The 16,603-nt window shown below is 66.8% G+C and carries 25 protein-coding genes and 1 tRNA gene; 6 read left to right on the plus strand and 20 right to left on the minus strand.

From position 1 onward, the window contains the following. Nucleotides 1–12: 12 nt before the first annotated feature. Nucleotides 13–1,152 carry an elongation factor P maturation arginine rhamnosyltransferase EarP gene (locus AC07V5_RS23415; RefSeq protein ID WP_495118129.1) on the minus strand — a complete coding sequence of 380 codons (1,140 nt, stop codon included), beginning with the start codon at nucleotides 1,150–1,152 and terminating at the stop codon, nucleotides 13–15. Nucleotides 1,153–1,184: 32 nt separating this feature from the next. On the opposite strand from AC07V5_RS23415, the gene uvrC reads away from it, so the two are divergent. From uvrC to AC07V5_RS23445, 6 genes are all read left to right on the plus strand, one after another. After that, entirely contained in the window at nucleotides 1,185–3,185 is a 2,001-nt protein-coding gene (gene uvrC, locus AC07V5_RS23420) for an excinuclease ABC subunit UvrC (RefSeq protein ID WP_495118130.1), read from the plus strand. Nucleotides 3,186–3,258: 73 nt separating this feature from the next. After that, on the plus strand, nucleotides 3,259–3,771 hold the full coding sequence (locus tag AC07V5_RS23425; protein WP_495118131.1) for a hypothetical protein: 513 nt from the start codon (nucleotides 3,259–3,261) through the stop codon (nucleotides 3,769–3,771). Between the two features lie 147 nt (nucleotides 3,772–3,918). Further along, on the plus strand, nucleotides 3,919–4,485 hold the full coding sequence (pgsA, locus tag AC07V5_RS23430) for a CDP-diacylglycerol--glycerol-3-phosphate 3-phosphatidyltransferase (protein ID WP_495118132.1): 567 nt from the start codon (nucleotides 3,919–3,921) through the stop codon (nucleotides 4,483–4,485). 233 nt (nucleotides 4,486–4,718) lie between these two features. Then, nucleotides 4,719–4,991: an HU family DNA-binding protein gene (locus AC07V5_RS23435; protein WP_495118789.1), complete on the plus strand. Its 273-nt coding sequence runs from the start codon at nucleotides 4,719–4,721 to the stop codon at nucleotides 4,989–4,991. Between the two features lie 25 nt (nucleotides 4,992–5,016). Further along, nucleotides 5,017–5,092, plus strand: a tRNA-Val gene (locus tag AC07V5_RS23440). Between the two features lie 230 nt (nucleotides 5,093–5,322). Continuing rightward, the gene (locus AC07V5_RS23445) at nucleotides 5,323–6,390 is read left to right on the plus strand and encodes a tyrosine-type recombinase/integrase (protein ID WP_495118133.1); all 1,068 of its coding nucleotides are present in this window, start codon (nucleotides 5,323–5,325) and stop codon (nucleotides 6,388–6,390) included. Between the two features lie 3 nt (nucleotides 6,391–6,393). On the opposite strand, the gene AC07V5_RS23450 is transcribed toward AC07V5_RS23445, so the two are convergent. From AC07V5_RS23450 to AC07V5_RS23540, 19 genes are all read right to left on the minus strand, one after another. Beyond that, nucleotides 6,394–6,645, minus strand: a complete 252-nt coding sequence (locus tag AC07V5_RS23450) for a helix-turn-helix domain-containing protein (protein WP_495118134.1) — start codon at nucleotides 6,643–6,645, stop codon at nucleotides 6,394–6,396. Further along, nucleotides 6,642–6,839 (minus strand): hypothetical protein, encoded by a 198-nt coding sequence (locus AC07V5_RS23455; RefSeq protein WP_495118135.1) that lies wholly within the window; start codon nucleotides 6,837–6,839, stop codon nucleotides 6,642–6,644. Before AC07V5_RS23455 ends, AC07V5_RS23450 begins: the two co-directional genes overlap by 4 nt. Further along, complete coding sequence (locus tag AC07V5_RS23460; protein ID WP_495118136.1) at nucleotides 6,832–7,422, minus strand: hypothetical protein; 591 nt, start codon at nucleotides 7,420–7,422, stop codon at nucleotides 6,832–6,834. Before AC07V5_RS23460 ends, AC07V5_RS23455 begins: the two co-directional genes overlap by 8 nt. A 123-nt stretch (nucleotides 7,423–7,545) precedes the next feature. After that, nucleotides 7,546–8,061 (minus strand): hypothetical protein, encoded by a 516-nt coding sequence (locus AC07V5_RS23465; protein ID WP_495118137.1) that lies wholly within the window; start codon nucleotides 8,059–8,061, stop codon nucleotides 7,546–7,548. Between the two features lie 38 nt (nucleotides 8,062–8,099). After that, a complete protein-coding gene (locus AC07V5_RS23470) occupies nucleotides 8,100–8,330 on the minus strand; it encodes a hypothetical protein (RefSeq protein ID WP_495118138.1) in 231 nt (76 codons plus the stop codon). After that, a complete protein-coding gene (locus tag AC07V5_RS23475; RefSeq protein ID WP_495118139.1) occupies nucleotides 8,327–8,587 on the minus strand; it encodes a hypothetical protein in 261 nt (86 codons plus the stop codon). The genes AC07V5_RS23470 and AC07V5_RS23475 overlap by 4 nt, the downstream gene beginning before the upstream one ends. A 33-nt stretch (nucleotides 8,588–8,620) precedes the next feature. Then, the gene (locus AC07V5_RS23480) at nucleotides 8,621–9,232 is read right to left on the minus strand and encodes a J domain-containing protein (protein ID WP_495118140.1); all 612 of its coding nucleotides are present in this window, start codon (nucleotides 9,230–9,232) and stop codon (nucleotides 8,621–8,623) included. Next, a complete protein-coding gene (locus tag AC07V5_RS23485) occupies nucleotides 9,229–9,417 on the minus strand; it encodes a hypothetical protein (protein WP_495118141.1) in 189 nt (62 codons plus the stop codon). Before AC07V5_RS23485 ends, AC07V5_RS23480 begins: the two co-directional genes overlap by 4 nt. Before the next feature lie 8 nt (nucleotides 9,418–9,425). Beyond that, nucleotides 9,426–9,668: a hypothetical protein gene (locus AC07V5_RS23490; RefSeq protein WP_495118142.1), complete on the minus strand. Its 243-nt coding sequence runs from the start codon at nucleotides 9,666–9,668 to the stop codon at nucleotides 9,426–9,428. Continuing rightward, nucleotides 9,665–11,182, minus strand: coding sequence for a hypothetical protein (locus tag AC07V5_RS23495; protein ID WP_495118143.1), 1,518 nt, complete (start codon nucleotides 11,180–11,182; stop codon nucleotides 9,665–9,667). Before AC07V5_RS23495 ends, AC07V5_RS23490 begins: the two co-directional genes overlap by 4 nt. Next, nucleotides 11,179–11,439, minus strand: a complete 261-nt coding sequence (locus tag AC07V5_RS23500) for a hypothetical protein (RefSeq protein ID WP_495118144.1) — start codon at nucleotides 11,437–11,439, stop codon at nucleotides 11,179–11,181. Before AC07V5_RS23500 ends, AC07V5_RS23495 begins: the two co-directional genes overlap by 4 nt. Beyond that, nucleotides 11,436–11,747, minus strand: coding sequence for a hypothetical protein (locus AC07V5_RS23505; protein WP_495118145.1), 312 nt, complete (start codon nucleotides 11,745–11,747; stop codon nucleotides 11,436–11,438). Before AC07V5_RS23505 ends, AC07V5_RS23500 begins: the two co-directional genes overlap by 4 nt. Beyond that, on the minus strand, nucleotides 11,744–12,001 hold the full coding sequence (locus AC07V5_RS23510) for a hypothetical protein (RefSeq protein WP_495118146.1): 258 nt from the start codon (nucleotides 11,999–12,001) through the stop codon (nucleotides 11,744–11,746). The genes AC07V5_RS23505 and AC07V5_RS23510 overlap by 4 nt, the downstream gene beginning before the upstream one ends. Continuing rightward, entirely contained in the window at nucleotides 11,994–12,743 is a 750-nt protein-coding gene (locus AC07V5_RS23515; protein ID WP_495118147.1) for a hypothetical protein, read from the minus strand. The genes AC07V5_RS23510 and AC07V5_RS23515 overlap by 8 nt, the downstream gene beginning before the upstream one ends. After that, nucleotides 12,740–12,931, minus strand: a complete 192-nt coding sequence (locus AC07V5_RS23520; RefSeq protein ID WP_495118148.1) for a hypothetical protein — start codon at nucleotides 12,929–12,931, stop codon at nucleotides 12,740–12,742. Before AC07V5_RS23520 ends, AC07V5_RS23515 begins: the two co-directional genes overlap by 4 nt. A gap of 7 nt (nucleotides 12,932–12,938) precedes the next feature. Further along, the gene (locus AC07V5_RS23525; protein ID WP_495118149.1) at nucleotides 12,939–13,367 is read right to left on the minus strand and encodes a single-stranded DNA-binding protein; all 429 of its coding nucleotides are present in this window, start codon (nucleotides 13,365–13,367) and stop codon (nucleotides 12,939–12,941) included. 43 nt (nucleotides 13,368–13,410) lie between these two features. Next, a complete protein-coding gene (locus AC07V5_RS23530) occupies nucleotides 13,411–14,859 on the minus strand; it encodes a hypothetical protein (protein ID WP_495118150.1) in 1,449 nt (482 codons plus the stop codon). Between the two features lie 10 nt (nucleotides 14,860–14,869). After that, entirely contained in the window at nucleotides 14,870–15,826 is a 957-nt protein-coding gene (locus tag AC07V5_RS23535; protein WP_495118151.1) for a YqaJ viral recombinase family protein, read from the minus strand. Next, nucleotides 15,823–16,602, minus strand: coding sequence for an ERF family protein (locus AC07V5_RS23540; RefSeq protein WP_495118152.1), 780 nt, complete (start codon nucleotides 16,600–16,602; stop codon nucleotides 15,823–15,825). The genes AC07V5_RS23535 and AC07V5_RS23540 overlap by 4 nt, the downstream gene beginning before the upstream one ends. Nucleotide 16,603: the final 1 nt, after the last annotated feature.

Genomic DNA, 16,603 nt, shown 5'->3' on the forward strand with positions numbered 1-16,603 from the left:
AAGCCCAATATTCTAGCTGGAAACCCCTAAGAATCCCCGCAGCTGCGTCAGCAGATCGGGCTGGGTTGCCAATTGCGCACGCCAAGCTGGTGCGTGGGCGGCGGCATCTTTCAGGCCACTCAGCGACGCAGGCAAGGCACCCATGCCGTTCCAGCCGCGCCAGACCGAACGCCAGCCCTGGGGCAGCGCGGCGCGGGTCATGAAGGCCTCCAGCTTGGCGTGGTGGGCGTCGTCGTGCTGCGGGTAGATCTGCCAGACGAAAGGCTTGCCGGCCCATTGCGCGCGGGCGAAGGAATCCTCGCCGCGCACGAAATTCAGGTCGCAGGCCCACAGCAACTGGTCATAGTCGTCTTGCGGCAGATAGGGCAGGGCGATGGTGCGAAGGCCTGGCCTGCTGGCGACCTGGGCCTGCAGCGGCCCCGGGCAGGCGAGCAGCAGCGTGGGCTGTGCAGCCAATGCGTCCAACAGCGCGGGCAGGGCCGGGTTGGCGTAAGCGAACAGGCTGACGACCCGCTCCCCCGGCTTCGGCGCCCAGCCGTGATCGGCCAGCCAAGCCGCGCTGTCGAAGGCGGCGACGCGCTCCAGCAACCCTGGCTCGCGCAGCAGGCCGCCGGTGCGCGGCGTGAAGCCGGGGTAGAAGAAATGCTTGGTCAGGCCGGCACCCGGGCCATGGAACTGCGGCGACGCGAGGCCGTGGCTGCGTTCGACGTAGTCTTCAGCGCTGAGATATTCGAGGTTGATCCAATGCGGCGCTGGCGTTCGCGCGGCCATGCGGGCGACGAAGGCCGGCGGCAGTTCGCAGCCGAAGGCCTCGATGACGACATCGCCGGGCTGCGCGCCCACATCGCCCACATCGCCCACATCGCCCACATCGCCCACATCGCCCACATCGCCCACATCGCCCACATCGCCCACATCACCCACATCACCCACATCACCCACATCACCCACATCACCCTCAGGCCAGGCGAGCACGTCGACGCCAACAGGGCGCTGTGGCGCCATCCAGCCCAGCGCGGATGCATCGTCGACCCAGAGCCGCACTACCTGCCCGCGCGCAGCAAGATCACGCGCCAGCCGCCAGCACACGCCCAGGTCGCCATGGTTGTCGATGACGCGGCAAAAGATGTCCCAAAGCATCGGCTTGCTCATGCCTCGATTGTCCCAGGCCAAAATCCGGCGCCATGTCGACCCCGACCCCCTCCAACACCGAACCCGAAGAGCCGCAGCAGGCCGACGGGTCCGCCGAGCGCGCAGCCGTCGAGGCGGCCGAGAAGAAACACGCCGCCGAGATGGCGGCCGCCGCGCGCGAGGTGCGCGAGAAGCTGGTGGCCGAAGTCAATGCGTTGCCGGCGCTGCCGGGCGTCTACCGTTATTTCGATGCCAAGGGCGACGTGCTCTACGTCGGCAAGGCCAAGGACCTGAAGAAGCGCGTCAGCAGCTATTTCCAGAAGAACCACGGTGGCACGCGCATCGGCATGATGGTTTCGCGCATCGCGCGGATGGAGACGACGGTCGTGCGCACCGAGGCCGAGGCCTTGCTGCTGGAAAACAACCTGATCAAGACGTTGAACCCGCGCTTCAACATCCTGTTCCGGGACGACAAGAGCTACCCGTACCTGAAGATCACCTCGCACGCCTACCCGCGCATGGCGTACTACCGAGGCGCGGTGGACAAGCGGCACCAGTACTTCGGCCCCTTCCCCAGCGCCTGGGCGGTGAAGGAGTCCATCCAGCTGATGCAGAAGGTGTTCAAGCTACGCACCTGCGAGGACAGCGTCTTCAACAACCGCAGCCGGCCCTGCCTGCTGCACCAGATCAAGCGCTGCTCCGGCCCCTGCGTGCCGGCCGGGCAGGGCGGCGACTACGCGCGCAACGTGGCCAGTGCCGAGCGCTTTCTGCGCGGCGAAACCGATGAGGTCATGGCCGCGCTGCAGGAACAGATGATGGATTTCGCGCAAGGCCAGCACTACGAACTGGCGGCCGAGGTGCGCAACCAGATCCAGGCGCTGTCCAAAGTGCTGCAGCAGCAGGTCATCGAGGAGAGCAGCGCAACCGGCGGTGAGCGCGACGTGGACATCATTGCCGTCAAGGTGCAGGGCGGCCGCGCCTGCGTGAACCTGGCGATGGTGCGTGGCGGCCGGCATCTGGGTGACCGCGCCTTCTTCCCCAAGCATGTTGACGACGCGACCGCGATCGTGCTGGACGATGAGGAGGCGCTGTCGCCCGAACGCCAGGTGCTGGAGGCCTTCATGGCCCAGCACTACCTGGCGTCGCCGGCGCCCGGCCTTGTCGTCGTCAGCGAGGGCGTCGACCCCGGCCTGGCCGACGCCCTGGGCGTCCAGACCGGCAGCCGTGTCACCGTGCAGGCTCAGCCGCGCGGCCAGCGGCGCATCTGGCAGGAGATGTGCGTCAAGGGCGCCGAGCTGGCACTGGCCCGGCTGCTGGCCGAGGAAGGCTCGCAGCAGGCGCGCACCCGCGCCCTCGTCGACGCGCTGGACCTGTCGCCGCCGGAGATCGACAAGTTCCGTGTCGAATGTTTCGACATCAGCCACACCGCAGGTGAGGCAACGATGGCAAGCTGCGTCGTGTTCGAGGGGCATCAGATGCAAAGCAGCCAATACAGGCGCTACACGATCGAGGGCATCACCGGCGGCGACGACTACGCGGCCATGCGCCAGGTGCTGACACGGCGCTACAGCAAGATGGCCGAGGCCGCGCAGCTCGGCACCGGCCGCCTGCCCGACCTCGTGCTGGTGGACGGCGGCCGCGGCCAGGTCAGCATGGCGCGCGAGGTCTTCGAGGAGCTGGGGCTGGACCTGGGGCTGATCGCTGGCGTGGAAAAGGGCGAGGGCCGCAAGGTCGGGTTGGAGGAGCTCGTGTTTGCCGATGGCCGCGAGAAGGTCTACCTGGGCCGCGACTCCGCCGCGCTGATGTTGATCGCGCAGATCCGCGACGAGGCCCACCGCTTCGCCATCACCGGCATGCGGGCCAAGCGCGCAGCCACGCGCACCGGCGGCTCGCGGCTGGAAGATGTGCCCGGCGTCGGGCCGAAGAAACGTGCGCAACTGCTGCAGCGCTTTGGTGGCGTGCGCGGCGTGGCGGGCGCCAGCGTCGACGAGCTGGCCAGTGTGAAGGGCGTCTCGCGCGAACTCGCCGAGGAAATCTACCGCGCGCTGCACTGACGTGCAGAACGCGCGAGCTGACCGAAAAGATCTACCGCGCGCTGCATCGAGCGCGAAACCAAGGAAGCCTACCGTGCCCACAGTCGACTACTTCAAGCGCGCCGTTCGCTGGCTGATCGGCCCGGTGCTGGCCGGTTGCACGGCTGCACCCCGCGCGCCGGCCCCGGCGCCACCGCCGCCACCCGTTGCGGTGCCTGCGCCGCTGCCGTCGCCCGCCGTCGTGGCCGCACCCAAGCCACTCGGCCTGCCCGCGCCGCGCGCGGTACGCACGCACGAGGAATTGCGCCGTCAGGCGGCAGAGCGCCTCGTCATGGCCAACCCGCAGGGCACTTTCATGACGCAGGCGCCGACGCATCTGCTGACCGTCATCGTGCTCGAAGTCGAGGTGAAGGCCGACGGCAGCGTGCGCCACGTCAACGTGATCCGCAAGCCCAGGTTCGCGCCCGAGACACTGCAGTTGGCCATCGACGCCATCCACCGCGCCGCGCCCTTCGGCGATGTGCGCCGCATGCCCGAGCCTTGGAAGTTCACCGAGACCTTCCTCTTTGAGGAGGACCGGCGCTTCAAGCCGCTCAGCCTCAACTGATACCTTCTTGCCACAGTCCCTCAGCCCCGTTCTGGGGCAGCACTCCGGCTTGGGCACAATGCAACGCATGTTGGCCCCCACGCTCACTTTGTTCGCTGCCCCCCGAGGGGGCGTCAGTGCCTTTCGGGCGGCCGTGCGGACCCTGCAATGTTCCTGACACTGCCAACTTTGCTGACGTGGGCCCGCATCGTGGCCATCCCGCTGATCGTCGGCGTGTATTACCTGGACATCAAGTCGGCCCACCAGAACCTGTTCGCGACGGTGCTCTTCATCGTCGTCGCGCTGACCGACTGGCTGGACGGCTACCTGGCCCGCAAGCTCAACCAGACCTCGTCCTTCGGTGCGTTCCTGGACCCGGTTGCCGACAAGTTCCTCGTCTGCTCGGCGCTGCTCATCCTGCTGGAACTCGGCCGGGTGAATGCCTTTGTGGCGCTCGTCATCGTCGGCCGCGAGATCGCGATCTCCGCGCTGCGTGAATGGATGGCGCAGATCGGTGCCTCGCGCAGCGTGGCCGTCCACATGGTCGGCAAGCTGAAGACGACGGTGCAGATGGTCGCCATCCCCTTCCTTCTGTATGACGGCCAGCTCTTCGGCCTGATCCCGACGCGGCTCTGGGGTACCGTGCTGATCTACGCAGCGGTCGTGCTGACGATCTGGTCCATGGTCTATTACCTGCAGAAGGCCCTGCCGGAGATCCGCGCCAAGGCGCGCTGAACCCCACCGCGCGCCGCCGCGACCCGACCCGGACACCGAGTTGTATCGGGACTTTTCCCGCCCCGCCGACCGCCGGACGCGCGTCTAGAATCCGCTTCCCCGCGCGCGCCACGGCCGCCTCAGCGGCCTCTCATGGCTGCGTAGTGCGCGGGATCGACATCTGCATCGCAGTCCTGCAGCCTTTGATGGATGCAGGGCTCAACAACCCGCTGAATTGTCATGAGGGGGCACGAGTGAACAAGTCCGAATTGATCGAGCACATCGCCAAGCAGGCCGACATCTCCAAGGCTGCTGCTGGCCGTGCGCTCGAAGCGGTGATCGGTGGCGTCAAGACGACGCTGAAGAAGAGCGGCACGGTCTCGCTGGTAGGCTTCGGCACGTTCAGTGTCACCAAACGCGCCGCGCGCGCCGGCCGCAACCCGCGCACGAATGAGGCGATCAAGATCAAATCGGCCAAGGTGCCCAAGTTCAAACCAGGCAAGGCGCTTAAAGACGCCGTGAACTGAAACCCAGGTCAGTCCCGGAATTCCCGGGCGCTTAGCTCAGTTGGTAGAGCACCTCCCTTACACGGAGATTGTCGGCGGTTCGAGCCCGTCAGCGCCCACCACTTAAACCCATTGAAAATCAACTACTTACTGTGATTTTCCTGGGTATATCGCCAGGTATAAACCAGCCTGGCAGGCAGCCACAGGCCGCCTCGACCAGCCAAAATCAGGCGCCAACCAGCCGGCAAACCGCCGTAAAGTGCGTCGCTCCACGAGATAGGGCGCGCACGACATGGCCGGCAAACGCAAAACCAGAACAGGCAAGTTCGAGTATGTTTTCAAGCGCGCGGGCGTGCTTGAAAAACCCCTCTATCTGACCTTTGCGAGCGAGGTGGAAGGCGATGCCTACGCCGCTCGGCTGGATGCGTTGCTGGATCGCGGCATCGTGCCGACTGAGCACCGTGCAGACGCCAAGGTGTCGAACATCGAGCAGCTGGCCAGACTGTTCCAGGCAGAGGCCCACCCAAGCAACAAGGATCGCGCGGAACTGGATGTCATCTCCAAGCGTAGCGGCACGACACCCCTGGCCGCCATCACCACCAAATGGGTGGACGACTGGATCGCGGACCTGAAGCGCATCGACAAACTCGCGCCGACATCGATTAGGGCCAAGGTCGGGGCGCTGGCCCGCTGCACGGACTGGGGCATGCGCAAGGGCCTGCTGACGATGCCTGACCACCCCCTGCGCACGCTGGCCGAGGGCTATGCGCAGTACAGCAAGAGCGACGAGGCGCTGGCCGGCGTGAAGCGCGTTGACGTGGAGCGCGAAAGGCGGCTGGAAGAAGGCGAGTTCGAGAAGGCCCTGGCCCGCATCGAGCTGGGCGTCCTGCCGCGCAAGCAACGCCCGAGGCCGCTGGAGTTCCAGGCGGCACTGCGCTGCTACTACATCGTCGCTGTCGAGTCGGCCATGCGTATGCGCGAGCAGTACACGCTGGAGCTGTCGCAGGTTGACCTTGCCCGCTCGACGATCTTTCTCGACAAGACCAAGAACGGCACCAAGCGCCAGGTGCCATTGAGCAGCGTGGCCAAGGCCGAGTTGCAGGCCTACCTCAAGGTGCGGACGCTGCCCGCTGGGGCGCCCGCCAACTTGCTCTACCCGTGGTGGGGCGGGGACTCTTCAGAGCGGGCGCTGAAGCGAACCACGCACTTCCTGAGCAAGCTGTACGGCAGCATCTTCGAGACGGAAGGGTTCGGCGACCTGACGTTCCACGACTTGCGGCACGAGGCCACCAGCAGGCTTTTTGAGCGCACGACGCTGAGCGAGACGCAGATCATGAAGATCACTGGCCACAAGTCCCAGCGGATGCTGATGCGCTACGCCAACCTGCGCGGGTCAGATTTGGCCACGCGGCTGTGGTGACCATCAGGCCGGGCTTGTCAGGCGGCGCTGTTTGGGGGCCTTGGGCTTGAGCGGGGTCCGCATGCGCGCGGCCGTCTCGCGCACGATGGCTTCCTCGATGTGGCGCAGCACGTCGGCGGTCATCAGGACGTAGCTGCGGCCCAGCTTGCCGGCGCGCAGCTCGCCGCTGGCGATCTTGTCCAGCACGGTCTGCGGGTGGACTTTCATCAGGTCGGCGGCGCCGTCCACGTCGACAGTGGGAGGAAAGCCGGTCATGGAGCGCGACCCTCCTGCCAGACGATCACCCCAGGATTGCGCGCCTGCACCAGCACGTCATAAGCGCAGATCAGCCAACCCAGCTTGGTGTGCCACTCTTCGTGGCTGCCGCAGCGGGTGGTTTCGTGGTCGCGCACGGCGCGGATCATCTCGGGCGTCAGCCCCAGCGGCATCGTGATGGTGACTTCAGCCATTGGCGCCCTCCTTGCTGGCGGCCTGGTGCGCGCTCCACGACATGCCGAGCGCGCGCTCGATGGCGCTGAAGGTAAAGCTTTGAGCGACCCCGCCATGCTGGCGCGCGTCAAGCGCGGTGTAGTAGGCGGTCACGGCTGCCCGGATCGGCGCTTCAGCTTCCAGCCGCCCAGCAGCGCGCTCAGCCTCACCGAAGGCCTTGTGCGTGGCGTCGTTGGTCAGCCATTGGCCAGAGGCGGCGAGAAGGTAGCCGGCGGCGGAAGCCGCGTGGCTGCGGAACTGCTCGAAGTTGTAGAGGGTCTCGGTCTCGAACTGGGGGCGGATCGTCGGCGGCCACGGGAACCCGTCCCTGTAGGCCCACGGGTAGTGCCCGATCATGCCGGGCTCGCTTCGATACCGCGTGCGATGGGCAACCGGGGCCGACGACGCCAGCGCAGCCCAGTCGATGCCCAGCTTGACGAACACGCCGCCAGCAGCCGCTGCCGCGTGCTGCGCATGGCACTCGGGGCTGTGCTCTTCTGTAGGCGCCTTGCAGTTCATGCCTGCGCAGCCGGATTCGGGCGTGATGCTGTTCGGGTCGGTCACGGCTTCGGTTCCTGTGCGGCGTCAAACATCGGATCATTGGCAGCATCACGCTGCCAACCGTCAACGATGACCGGGGCGCCTTGAAGTAGGGTGTTTTGCATGGTGGTCGGCAGGGGCTTAGATTCAGTCGGCAAGCTGGGCGGCAGCTTCCACGCCATTCACGACGCCAGCAGCGCTGGCAATCATTGACGGCGCCCAGCCGCCGCGCGCCACGCGCAGCCATGCGTCGTAGCTGGCGGTGTCGCTGCCAAATGCGCTGGCGTTGTTGTCCACCAGCCAGCGGGCCAGTTCCTCGGGCGTGGCAAAGGCCGGGCTGATCGGCGTGCCTTCACTGGTGTCCTCGTACATCATGAAGTGGGTGCGCTGCTCGGCGGGCCAGTTGGGCATGTAGTCCTCGCTGTAGGGCCGGCGTCCGTTCCATTGGTCGTAGGGCAGATTGCGGCCTTCCTCGCTCGCGTAATCGGGGAACTCGCCGCGCTCCCACTTCTCGCGCTCGGTGTCCCACTCGCGAGCAGCCTGCGACCAGTCCCCGCCGAGCAGCGGCTTGTATCGCTCGACCATTAGGCCGGTGCGGTAGTCTGGCACCGCGTGCTTGGGGTGCTGCCAGTCGGCGGGAACGCGGCGAACTTCTCGACCCATGATGGGCTCCTCGTGTGTGTGGCAATGGGGGATGGGATTTAGGCCGGCGCCACAGGCTCAAGCAGCGCCTTCAGGTCGATGGCCTTCAGCAGCAGGTCGCGGTGGCCGCGCAGCTTGTCGGCTTCGTCGGTAAGGCGCTCGACGGTGGCCCGCGTGCACATCGGGCAGGACATCAGGGCCGGCTCTTGCCCCAGTTCACGCACGCGGTCGGAGTCAAAGGCGAAGTCCAGGTTGTGCCTGGTGCACTTCATCTGTTGCAGGCGGCTCACTTCGACCACTCCTTGCCGTCGTGCGGGCACACCTCACGGGCCGGGCATCGGTCGCAGTAGCCGGGGTTCTTCTCGCGCGGTCCCAGGATGCAGCCCCACGGGCGCGGCGTCTTGTCGGTGGCCCACTCCACCACGATGGGGATGTTCTGCGCTGCCAGGGTGCACAGCTTCTGCAGCTCGGCGGTCTGGTCGTCGGTGCGCAGCTTCTTCTCGCGGTGCAGCGCCTCGTACTCTTGCTGGGTCAGCAGGTATTGCATGCTCATTCCTTTGTGCGACCGGCGGTTATGGAATCAGGCGTAGCCCAGCTCGCGCCGGGCCTGTTCGTAGGCGGCGTTGACCTCGGCCATGGCCTTGTCGCTGCCGCCCTTGTCGGGGTGGGCCGCGCTGGCCGCGCGGCGATAGGCGTCCTTCAGCGTCTGCTCGGTCTGGACGGTGTTGGGCACTCCAAGCACGTCGCGCCAGTGCTTCGCAGCCTCAGGCGCTGGCAGGGCCGTGAAGCCCGTGAAGGCCCGCTCCAGCACCATGGCGCCGCCGTGGCGCTCGATGGCCCGCATAGCTTCGAGGGTCGCAGCCACTGCGGCCAGGTTGTCGGCGACGCGGGTGTAGTGGTCGATCGCCATCACCTTCCGGCCGCCCTTGCGGTCCTGCCAGTAGACGGCGACCCCAGGGTCTTTGGGCTCGCTGCGGTCGGAGCGCGGCAGGCCGTCGAGGCGGGTCTCCACGTTCGTGGAGATGACGGCGTCATTGCGGCTGCGGCCCATCATCTCCAGTTCACGCAGCACGCGCTCCACGCCGTCGAATACCGACAGGCGCTTCTTGTACTTCGTGAAGTTGGCGTCACGCCGGGCAGCGGAGCGCTTCCAGCCGATGGGCCAGGCCAGGGGGTAGGCGTTGATCGTCATGGTTGGGTGCCCTGTGAGGGGATGGGACGCTGCGCGTTGAGCTGGGCGCGAAGCCCAGGGCTCTCCAGCAGGGTGGTGTTGGTGCACCGCGTGCAGCGGTACCAGGTGCCGCAGAAGGACTGCTCGGGCGTGCCGGGCGGCTGAAGAGCCATCTGGCCGTGCTGCTCGCAGGAAGGCAAAGTCATCGGCGCGTTCACGGTTGCTCTCCCGTGGGCTGTGAGGGGACGGGATCGGCGGCCGGCTTGAACAGAGCGCGGACGGCTTTGCCGCAGTCAGAGCAACGTGGGTCGGTCTCTGATGCCACCTCGTAGCTGTCGGTGTCCACGTCCTGCCCGTCCCAGGCGTAGAGCCGCTTGGCGGTGAACACGATGCGGGTCAGAAACCCACTGCGGCCGCCGCAGTGGGGGCAGTTCAAAGTCGGCTTGGTGGGCGTCATCGCGCGCCTTCCTTGTCCTGTACCGGGGGACGGGAAGCGGGCTTCTTGGCTGCCAGGGCGGCGGCCATCTCGTCGCACACCTTGTCCAGGCCATCCGGCGTGTAGGTGAGCCACTCGTTGCTCGGATCGGTGATGCGCGGTGCGTACGTGAAACTGTTGACGCCGAGCGTTCCGCGAAGCGCTTGGTATCGCGTCGCGTCCTTCGCATCGGCCTCGGCCTGCGCCGGAGCGGCAGGGGAGGCGCTGTTTCTGGCCCTGAGGACATCCTCCAAAGACTCGGCCAACGAGAACAGAGGCGCCACGAAGCCCGTCCCGTGATCGCAGATTTCGTTGACGAAGGCGGCTCGCTCTTCGCCTGTCAGGCCGCGCCATTCACCGCTTGCCGGCGTCCGTCGCTCCAGCATTTCGGCCACGGTGCGCGCAGCTCGCTCAAACTCGGCCGCCGTTTTCGGCGTGCCGTTGTGCATGATCGCCGCGTAGATCAGTGGCTCCAGCATGTCGTCTTCAGCCTCTACTGCGGGTGATGGGCCGGGGCGTGCATAGACATCCATCCGCCAGCCGGCGTGCTGACGGTCGTATCGCAGCCGGAATTCGTCACGCTTCCAGGTGAAACAGCCGTCGTCATGCAGGGTCGCCACTGGGGCGTCCAGCCGCTTCTCGATGAAAATCTCACCCCGCGTCGTCCGCCCCCAGCAAACCCCAAACTGAGAGTGAGCTTCTGTGGCGTCTCGCGGTACGCCGTCAACCAATAAGACGCGGGTAGGCTCAGGTGCAGGCGCGGGGGCTTTGGCATAGAGCTTGGTCCCGACGGGCAGGCGCTCGCGCTTCAGCCAAAAGACCTCGTTCTCAGGTTCGTTGCTGTGGGAGTTCGGCGCACACCAATCGCTGACCTCAGCCACGGGCTCAGGCGAGGGGGGTGCGGTCACACCGATAGCGGCTCGCAGAGCCAGGCCCGCGTCGATGATGTAGCTGTTGCCGTACAGCTTCCAGGAGTCCTCCTCGTCGGTGCCGCACTCGTCGCAGCACTGCTTGTTCAGCGCTCGGGCCGCCGCGAGGATTTGCGCATCGCTTGGCGTCCCCTTGGGCTGCACATTGGCGGCGGCTATGGCTCGTTTCACAAGCTCCACGTAGTCGCGCAGCATCTTCTGAGCCGGCCAGCCGTGGGGCTTCAGCAGCGCATCGATCTTCAGGAACAGCGCGGCTGCCTCCGCGAAGACCGAGCCGTTCTCCACATCCCCCTCTGCTGTGGATTGATCGGCCAAATGGCAAGGCCCGTCCGTCCGATGCACGACGCCAGCGGCCCCAGGCTCACCGCACGCGCAGGCCCGGGGCTGGGCATGGATGGCGGTGAGCACAGCCTTGAGCCGCAGCGAAAGCTGGTTCAGCGTGTTGTTGCCCGGCTTAGCTCCGTCGAAGTCCAGCACGATGCGCTTCTCTTCGATGACGTGGGGGCAGGCGATGGCGGCCATCAGCAGCAACTCGGCGGGAGATCGGGTGGGTTTGTCGTCGCTCATGCTGACGGCTCCAGCAGTTCGACCGTCGCGGCCATGACCATCAGAACCTCCATCGGCGACACGCCTTCGTGCTTGCAGATGGCGGTGGCAGCCGCCAACAGGTCGATGCCTTCCTTATTGGCAACCGCGGTGACGACCTTGCCGAACTCGGCAATGCGCTCGGCGTACTTGTCGCGCATCAGGCGCTTGGCGGTGTCGCGCATCTCGTAGAGCTTGGCGGCCAGGCGGACGGGTTTCTCGATGGTGGCTTGGCTCATGGCCGTGCTCCTTGGTAGTTGCGGGACTTCAGCCACTCGCCGAAGCGCAGGCCGCTGTCGGCGTTCAGGAAGGCCTCGTAACGGGCCTGGCTGCGCGTCAGCGGCCGGACGGTGCCCATGCCCAGGTACTCGACCTTCCACGTCGGGTGGGCCGGGCGCACGTCGCCAGGCTTGCAGTCGTCGAAGTTGATGCCGATGTGGTGGCCGCGGTCCTCGGCGATGACGCCGGGCCGACCGTCAAGCGTGATGCGACGGCCGATGCAGGCGGGCACCCCGTAGGTGTCGCGAACGTAGGCGCAGTTGCTCATGCGGCACCGCCTTCGCCATCCAACGGCCGACCGAGGATGTCCTTGCCGGCCTTCGCCATGACTTTGCGCAGGTTCCTCCGCTGGCTGGCGTTCAGCGCGACGGGCTCGGCAGCGATGGCTTCGAGAATCTCTGCGCGCCTGGCATCGCAGGCCTCCTGACGCAGCTGGTCGCCAGTCTTCTGCCCGTTGGCGGCGGCGATCAGATCGAGGGTCGCGGTCGGCGTGGTGACACGCCGCTTCTTGTGGTCACGCATGGGTGGCCTCCACGCGCTTGAACTCGACGACCCAAACCCAGGAGTTAGCCTCGACGCTGCCCGGGCCGTTGATCGCTTCCCACAGGCTGAAGTAGCTCTGCCGCGGGTCGCTGAAGTGGTAGTGCTCACCGGCCGGCAGGCCGAAGCCGCCGTCGTGCAACTGCGCGATGCCCTCGGCCAGCGCGTCGGCCTCGCTGATCGTCTGCAGCTTCTCCACGCGCACGCTGACGATCTCCAGCAGGATGCGGCTGGCCCAGCGGGGCATGTGGATGGCCGGCGCCCAGCGGGGCGTCATGTCCACATTGGTGCTGCGGCTGGGGAACCACGGGAAGTTGTCGCGCTCGGCCTGCGCGTAGGGCTGCATCTTTCCGCCGCCGGCCGCATAGGTGACGCCGATGGCGCAGGTTGCAGGCCTATCGGGGGGCGTGTGCTCGCCGCGGTAGTCGCAGCGAGCCGTCTCGCGCACCCACAGCCGGTCGCCAGGCTGGCCATAGGGGCACTTGAAGTAGGTGGCAGACCCGGAGTCAGGCGAGGTCATGAACCCCGCATAGGCCGTGTCGCCAGGCTGCTTGCAGGTGAGCGCGGACAGAGCTGCGTTCGACAGCACATGCAGGAAGCGCCAAGCCTGCAGCTTCAGCAGATCCCAGCCGCGAGGGTGGAACACCCGCCGCGTCTGCGTCTTCGTGCCGGTCAGCACCGCGCGCACCATCGGCGCGCTGAAGAGGATGGGGCGCTCTTTCATGCGGCCTCCCGGGGGACACACGGCTCGATCTCGGACAGCAACCGCTCGCCCAGCAGCACCAGGCCCTTGACCTGTTCAGGCCGGCGGTTGATGGCGGCGGCAATCTGGCGCGTGGTCATGCCGTCCTGCTTGAGCTTGAACGCGCGCCGTGCGATGGCGCGGTACTGTTGGTCGGTGCGGTTGCTCATGGCCGACTCAGAACGGGATGTCGTCGTCCATGTCGTCGAATCCGGTCTTGGCGGCAGGGGCCGGCGCAGGACGCGGTGCGGGGCGCTGGGCCGGCGGCGGAGCGGCCTGGGGTGCGGCAGCCTGCGGAGACCCGGCCAGGGTGATCGCGATGATGTTGCCGGCGAGCTTCGACCCGGTTTCGCCGTCCTTCGTGTACGTCTCGATGTGCAGCTCTTCGAGCGTGACGACGACTTTTGTGCCGCGCGTGAGGTACTGGGCCAGCGCCTCGGCACGCTTGCCCCACAGGGCAGCATCGACCCATTGCGTGGGCTTCTTGCCGGTGGCTTGGTCCTTCTGGCCGTAGGTGTAGGCAAGGGAGAGATTGACCACGGCTGTGTTGTTCTGGCCTGCGTAGCGGACCACGGCGTCACGGCCAATGGTGAAGAGTTCGGTCATGGGCATAGAAAGGCTTTCGGAGTGGGGAAGGTGGGAGGGGCGGTTAGATGCCGCCCAGGGCGCGCAGCTCGGCGACGCGGATCAAGATTCCGCGGGTAGCGTCGGCCAGGGGCGAGGACTGGGGCACGTTGTTCACGAGGTCTTGCACCAGCAGCAGGGCCTCGCGCAGTGCGGCCTGGCAGTCGGCCAGCGCGACACCGGCATCGACAGCCGCCATCACAGCCACGGGGGCTTCGCCGAACAGGTCGACGGCCGGGGTGGTGTCGGACACCACTTCGGCGGGCTCGTCAGCCACGATGCGGGCGCCGTCGTCAGCGTCGTCCAGCGCGACAGCCGGCGGATCAGCGGGAGCAGCGACAGGAACCGGGGCGGCGGCGGGTCGACGCGAGTAGCCGCCGGTCACGCGCGCCGGCTCGGCAGCTTTGGGGGCAGCGGCTTCGCGCTTCACCGCCGCATCCTTGGCCTGCAGCAGCGCGGCCAGGACGATGCGCTTGGCGTCGGCGGCCATCGGTGCGAACTCCTGGAATGCAGCCTCGCTGACGTCCATCTTCTCCATCGTGACGATGGCCTCGAAGATGGCCCAGGAACTCGTCTCGCTGGTAGCGGGCGGCAACGCATGGATGGCGGCGACCCGGGCCTGCAAGTTGGCCAGGCGATCCTTCTCGACGTTGGCGACACGCTCACGTTCGGCCAGCTCGGCGGCCTGCGCTGCCAGCTCACGCTCGCGGGTGGCCAGTTCTTCCGCTTTGCGGGCGTTCTCGGCGGCCAGGCGCTGCTGCTCGGCCTCACGTTCGACGCGCTCGGCTTCAGCCTGGGCGGCGGCGGCTTCGCTCTCCACGGTCTTGGCGTGCAGCGCGCGCATGGCGGCCAGCGTCTCGGTCTGCGCGATGACGGCCTGCTTGTCGAACTCTTGCCACTCAGGGCCGAAGGTCACAGCGGCCAGCAGGGTGATGCCGTTGTTGATGCGCTCGGCCGTCATGCCGGGGGCTTGGCAGCGGGTGAGGTAGGCACGAATCTTGGCGATGCCGGCCTCGTGGGCAGCCACGCGAGCGGCTTCCGCAGCCCTCGCGGCGGCCTTGCGTTCTTCCTCGGCCTTGATCTGCGCGTCGATGGATTCCTCCACCGGCATGACGAGGGCGGTGATGCGCTCGACCTCATCGGCCATGACGCGCTTCAAGTCGTTGACGTCGGCCTTGACGGACTTCTCGGCGCGGGCCAGGGCGAAGCGGCCCTTTTCGCGCAACTCCAGTCGTGCAGCCTTGGCCTCGGCCATGCCCTTGGTGGTGGACACGTTGAACGCGACTTCGCGGTACTTCTCGACCAGCGCGAGGACGGTGGTTTCCGCCTCCTTGAACTGCGCCAGCACGGCGGCCTTGATGCTGACGGGCACCAGCGCGGTCTTGGTATCGACCACAGCGACGACGGCGGGCGGCTTCGGCGCCTCGACCAGCGGGGGCGCTTCGATGGGGGGGAAGTCAAGAACTTCGGACATGGTTGGACTTTCAGAAAGAGGCTTCGGACAGCTCGACGCGCTCGGCGGCGGGCTGGCTGACGGGGGCGGCGGTGGTGGCGACTTCGACCCAGGGCGGGCTGTCGGGCGTGGGCACGTCAGGGGTGGTGCCGGCGAGGTAGTCACGCAGCGACTGGGCGCAGGACTCGACCAGCTTGTCGAAGCGGACCAGCTTCAGCAGCATGTCGTCGATGAAGTCCTGATCGCGGGCGACGCGGATGACCTTCAGGCGTGCGTCCTTGACGGGCAGATCGGGCGCCCACAGGCACAGGTCGATCCAGTCAAGGTTCCATGCCCAAATGTTCAGCTGGCACTGGTGCAGGTACTCGACGATGACGCCGAGGATCAGCACTTCAAAGATGACGTTGCTGCCGAGCAGCGTCTTCACCTCGATGCCGCCACGTTGCTCGGGCTCGTCATAGACCAGCCCGTCGATGCTCACGCCGAACTTGCGGTCAGGCGTGCAGACGAAGCCGGCGGCCTCGACCATGTAGCCGGTTCGCATCTCGTAGGCTCGGCGCGCGAAAGCCTCCTGCTCAGAGCCTTGGCGCATGACGGACGTGATGAACACGTCACGATCCCAGTCCGGGCACTCGCGGCCCAGCGCGGTGTCGCGGGCGTAGGTCAGCGCGACCGAGGAAGGCGTTGACGGGGTCTCTTCTTTGGCGAGCACTTTGGCAACAGCCTGGGCGACCAGCTCAGCGCGCGGAGGCGCCTTGTAGCCGGCCAACTCCTGTGCCCGTTCTTCGGTGTGGCCCGCCCCGCGTGCGTTGACGAACGTGCGCTGCTGGTCGGTCAGCCCATCGGTGAAGTCGCACGCATCCTTGGCGCGGCTGCCGGTGATGACGCCACGGCGGGCGTTGAGCCATTCCTCGGTGCCCTGCGGCGCCATGCTGACGATCCAGTCAGCGGGCAGGCCCAGCATTTGGGCGATGGTGGGGTCGTTCATGCCGGCACCTTCTTCCACTGCTTGCGGTGCTCGGCCACGGCTGCCTTGAACTTCTCGAAGGCGTAGGGCCAGGCTTGCAGCTCGGCCATGTGCTTCTTCCAGAAGGCGAGGGCGTCGGCGTCGGTCGTAGTGGTCTGTGCCTCGGCGATCAGGCGATGCATCAGCGCCGTCTCAGGGCCGGCAACGCTCGCACCGCCCGCGCCGTCGTCATCCGCGTCGCGCTCAGCGATGCCCAGGGCCAGCAGCATGGTGATGCGCTCAAGGTACGTGACGGAGGACTTGCGCGCTTGAATCGCATTCCGCCCTGGGCCCATGTCGATGGGGCCGCCGAACTCGGTTTCTTCGCTGTAGCCAGCGGAGTGCCGCACCTTGCAAGCCAGCTTGATCCAGTCGCGCTCGTCCAGCACCGGGCGAAACGACACGCTCAGGCCGTGCCTGGCAAGGGCCTCAGTCGCGGCGTCGCAAACGTCCGCCAACTCGGCGTGCTTCTTGCCCTTGAGCGGGCCGTCCGTGATGAGCTTGTTGCGGAACACCTGCACGTTCTCTGCCTTGAACGCAGCGAACGCGGTGTCGAAGGCTTTGCGCGCCACGGTGGCGTCGTGGCGGTCCTTCAAGTCCATGAGCTTCGTCAGCACCTCAATGCTGTCGCCGCGTTCGACAGCGATCTGCAACAGCGCGTCGGGGTTGATGAGGGCGAGGGCGGAACCCGCGGGAGGCGCTTGCGGCTCAATCCGCTTGAACTGCACCTCCACAGGGTTGTCGATGACTTCGGACATG

This window comes from Roseateles sp. GW821-FHT02E12 (assembly GCF_059421665.1).

Coding starts and splice junctions, on each gene's coding strand:
- AC07V5_RS23415 (WP_495118129.1), bottom strand. CDS start 1,152: ATGAGCAAGCCGATGCTTTGGGACATCTTTTGCCGCGTCATCGACAAC.
- uvrC (WP_495118130.1), top strand. CDS start 1,185: ATGTCGACCCCGACCCCCTCCAACACCGAACCCGAAGAGCCGCAGCAG.
- pgsA (WP_495118132.1), top strand. CDS start 3,919: ATGTTCCTGACACTGCCAACTTTGCTGACGTGGGCCCGCATCGTGGCC.
- AC07V5_RS23450 (WP_495118134.1), bottom strand. CDS start 6,645: ATGACCGGCTTTCCTCCCACTGTCGACGTGGACGGCGCCGCCGACCTG.
- AC07V5_RS23455 (WP_495118135.1), bottom strand. CDS start 6,839: ATGGCTGAAGTCACCATCACGATGCCGCTGGGGCTGACGCCCGAGATG.
- AC07V5_RS23465 (WP_495118137.1), bottom strand. CDS start 8,061: ATGGGTCGAGAAGTTCGCCGCGTTCCCGCCGACTGGCAGCACCCCAAG.
- AC07V5_RS23475 (WP_495118139.1), bottom strand. CDS start 8,587: ATGCAATACCTGCTGACCCAGCAAGAGTACGAGGCGCTGCACCGCGAG.
- AC07V5_RS23480 (WP_495118140.1), bottom strand. CDS start 9,232: ATGACGATCAACGCCTACCCCCTGGCCTGGCCCATCGGCTGGAAGCGC.
- AC07V5_RS23485 (WP_495118141.1), bottom strand. CDS start 9,417: ATGACTTTGCCTTCCTGCGAGCAGCACGGCCAGATGGCTCTTCAGCCG.
- AC07V5_RS23490 (WP_495118142.1), bottom strand. CDS start 9,668: ATGACGCCCACCAAGCCGACTTTGAACTGCCCCCACTGCGGCGGCCGC.
- AC07V5_RS23495 (WP_495118143.1), bottom strand. CDS start 11,182: ATGAGCGACGACAAACCCACCCGATCTCCCGCCGAGTTGCTGCTGATG.
- AC07V5_RS23500 (WP_495118144.1), bottom strand. CDS start 11,439: ATGAGCCAAGCCACCATCGAGAAACCCGTCCGCCTGGCCGCCAAGCTC.
- AC07V5_RS23505 (WP_495118145.1), bottom strand. CDS start 11,747: ATGAGCAACTGCGCCTACGTTCGCGACACCTACGGGGTGCCCGCCTGC.
- AC07V5_RS23510 (WP_495118146.1), bottom strand. CDS start 12,001: ATGCGTGACCACAAGAAGCGGCGTGTCACCACGCCGACCGCGACCCTC.
- AC07V5_RS23515 (WP_495118147.1), bottom strand. CDS start 12,743: ATGAAAGAGCGCCCCATCCTCTTCAGCGCGCCGATGGTGCGCGCGGTG.
- AC07V5_RS23520 (WP_495118148.1), bottom strand. CDS start 12,931: ATGAGCAACCGCACCGACCAACAGTACCGCGCCATCGCACGGCGCGCG.
- AC07V5_RS23525 (WP_495118149.1), bottom strand. CDS start 13,367: ATGACCGAACTCTTCACCATTGGCCGTGACGCCGTGGTCCGCTACGCA.
- AC07V5_RS23530 (WP_495118150.1), bottom strand. CDS start 14,859: ATGTCCGAAGTTCTTGACTTCCCCCCCATCGAAGCGCCCCCGCTGGTC.
- AC07V5_RS23535 (WP_495118151.1), bottom strand. CDS start 15,826: ATGAACGACCCCACCATCGCCCAAATGCTGGGCCTGCCCGCTGACTGG.
- AC07V5_RS23540 (WP_495118152.1), bottom strand. CDS start 16,602: ATGTCCGAAGTCATCGACAACCCTGTGGAGGTGCAGTTCAAGCGGATT.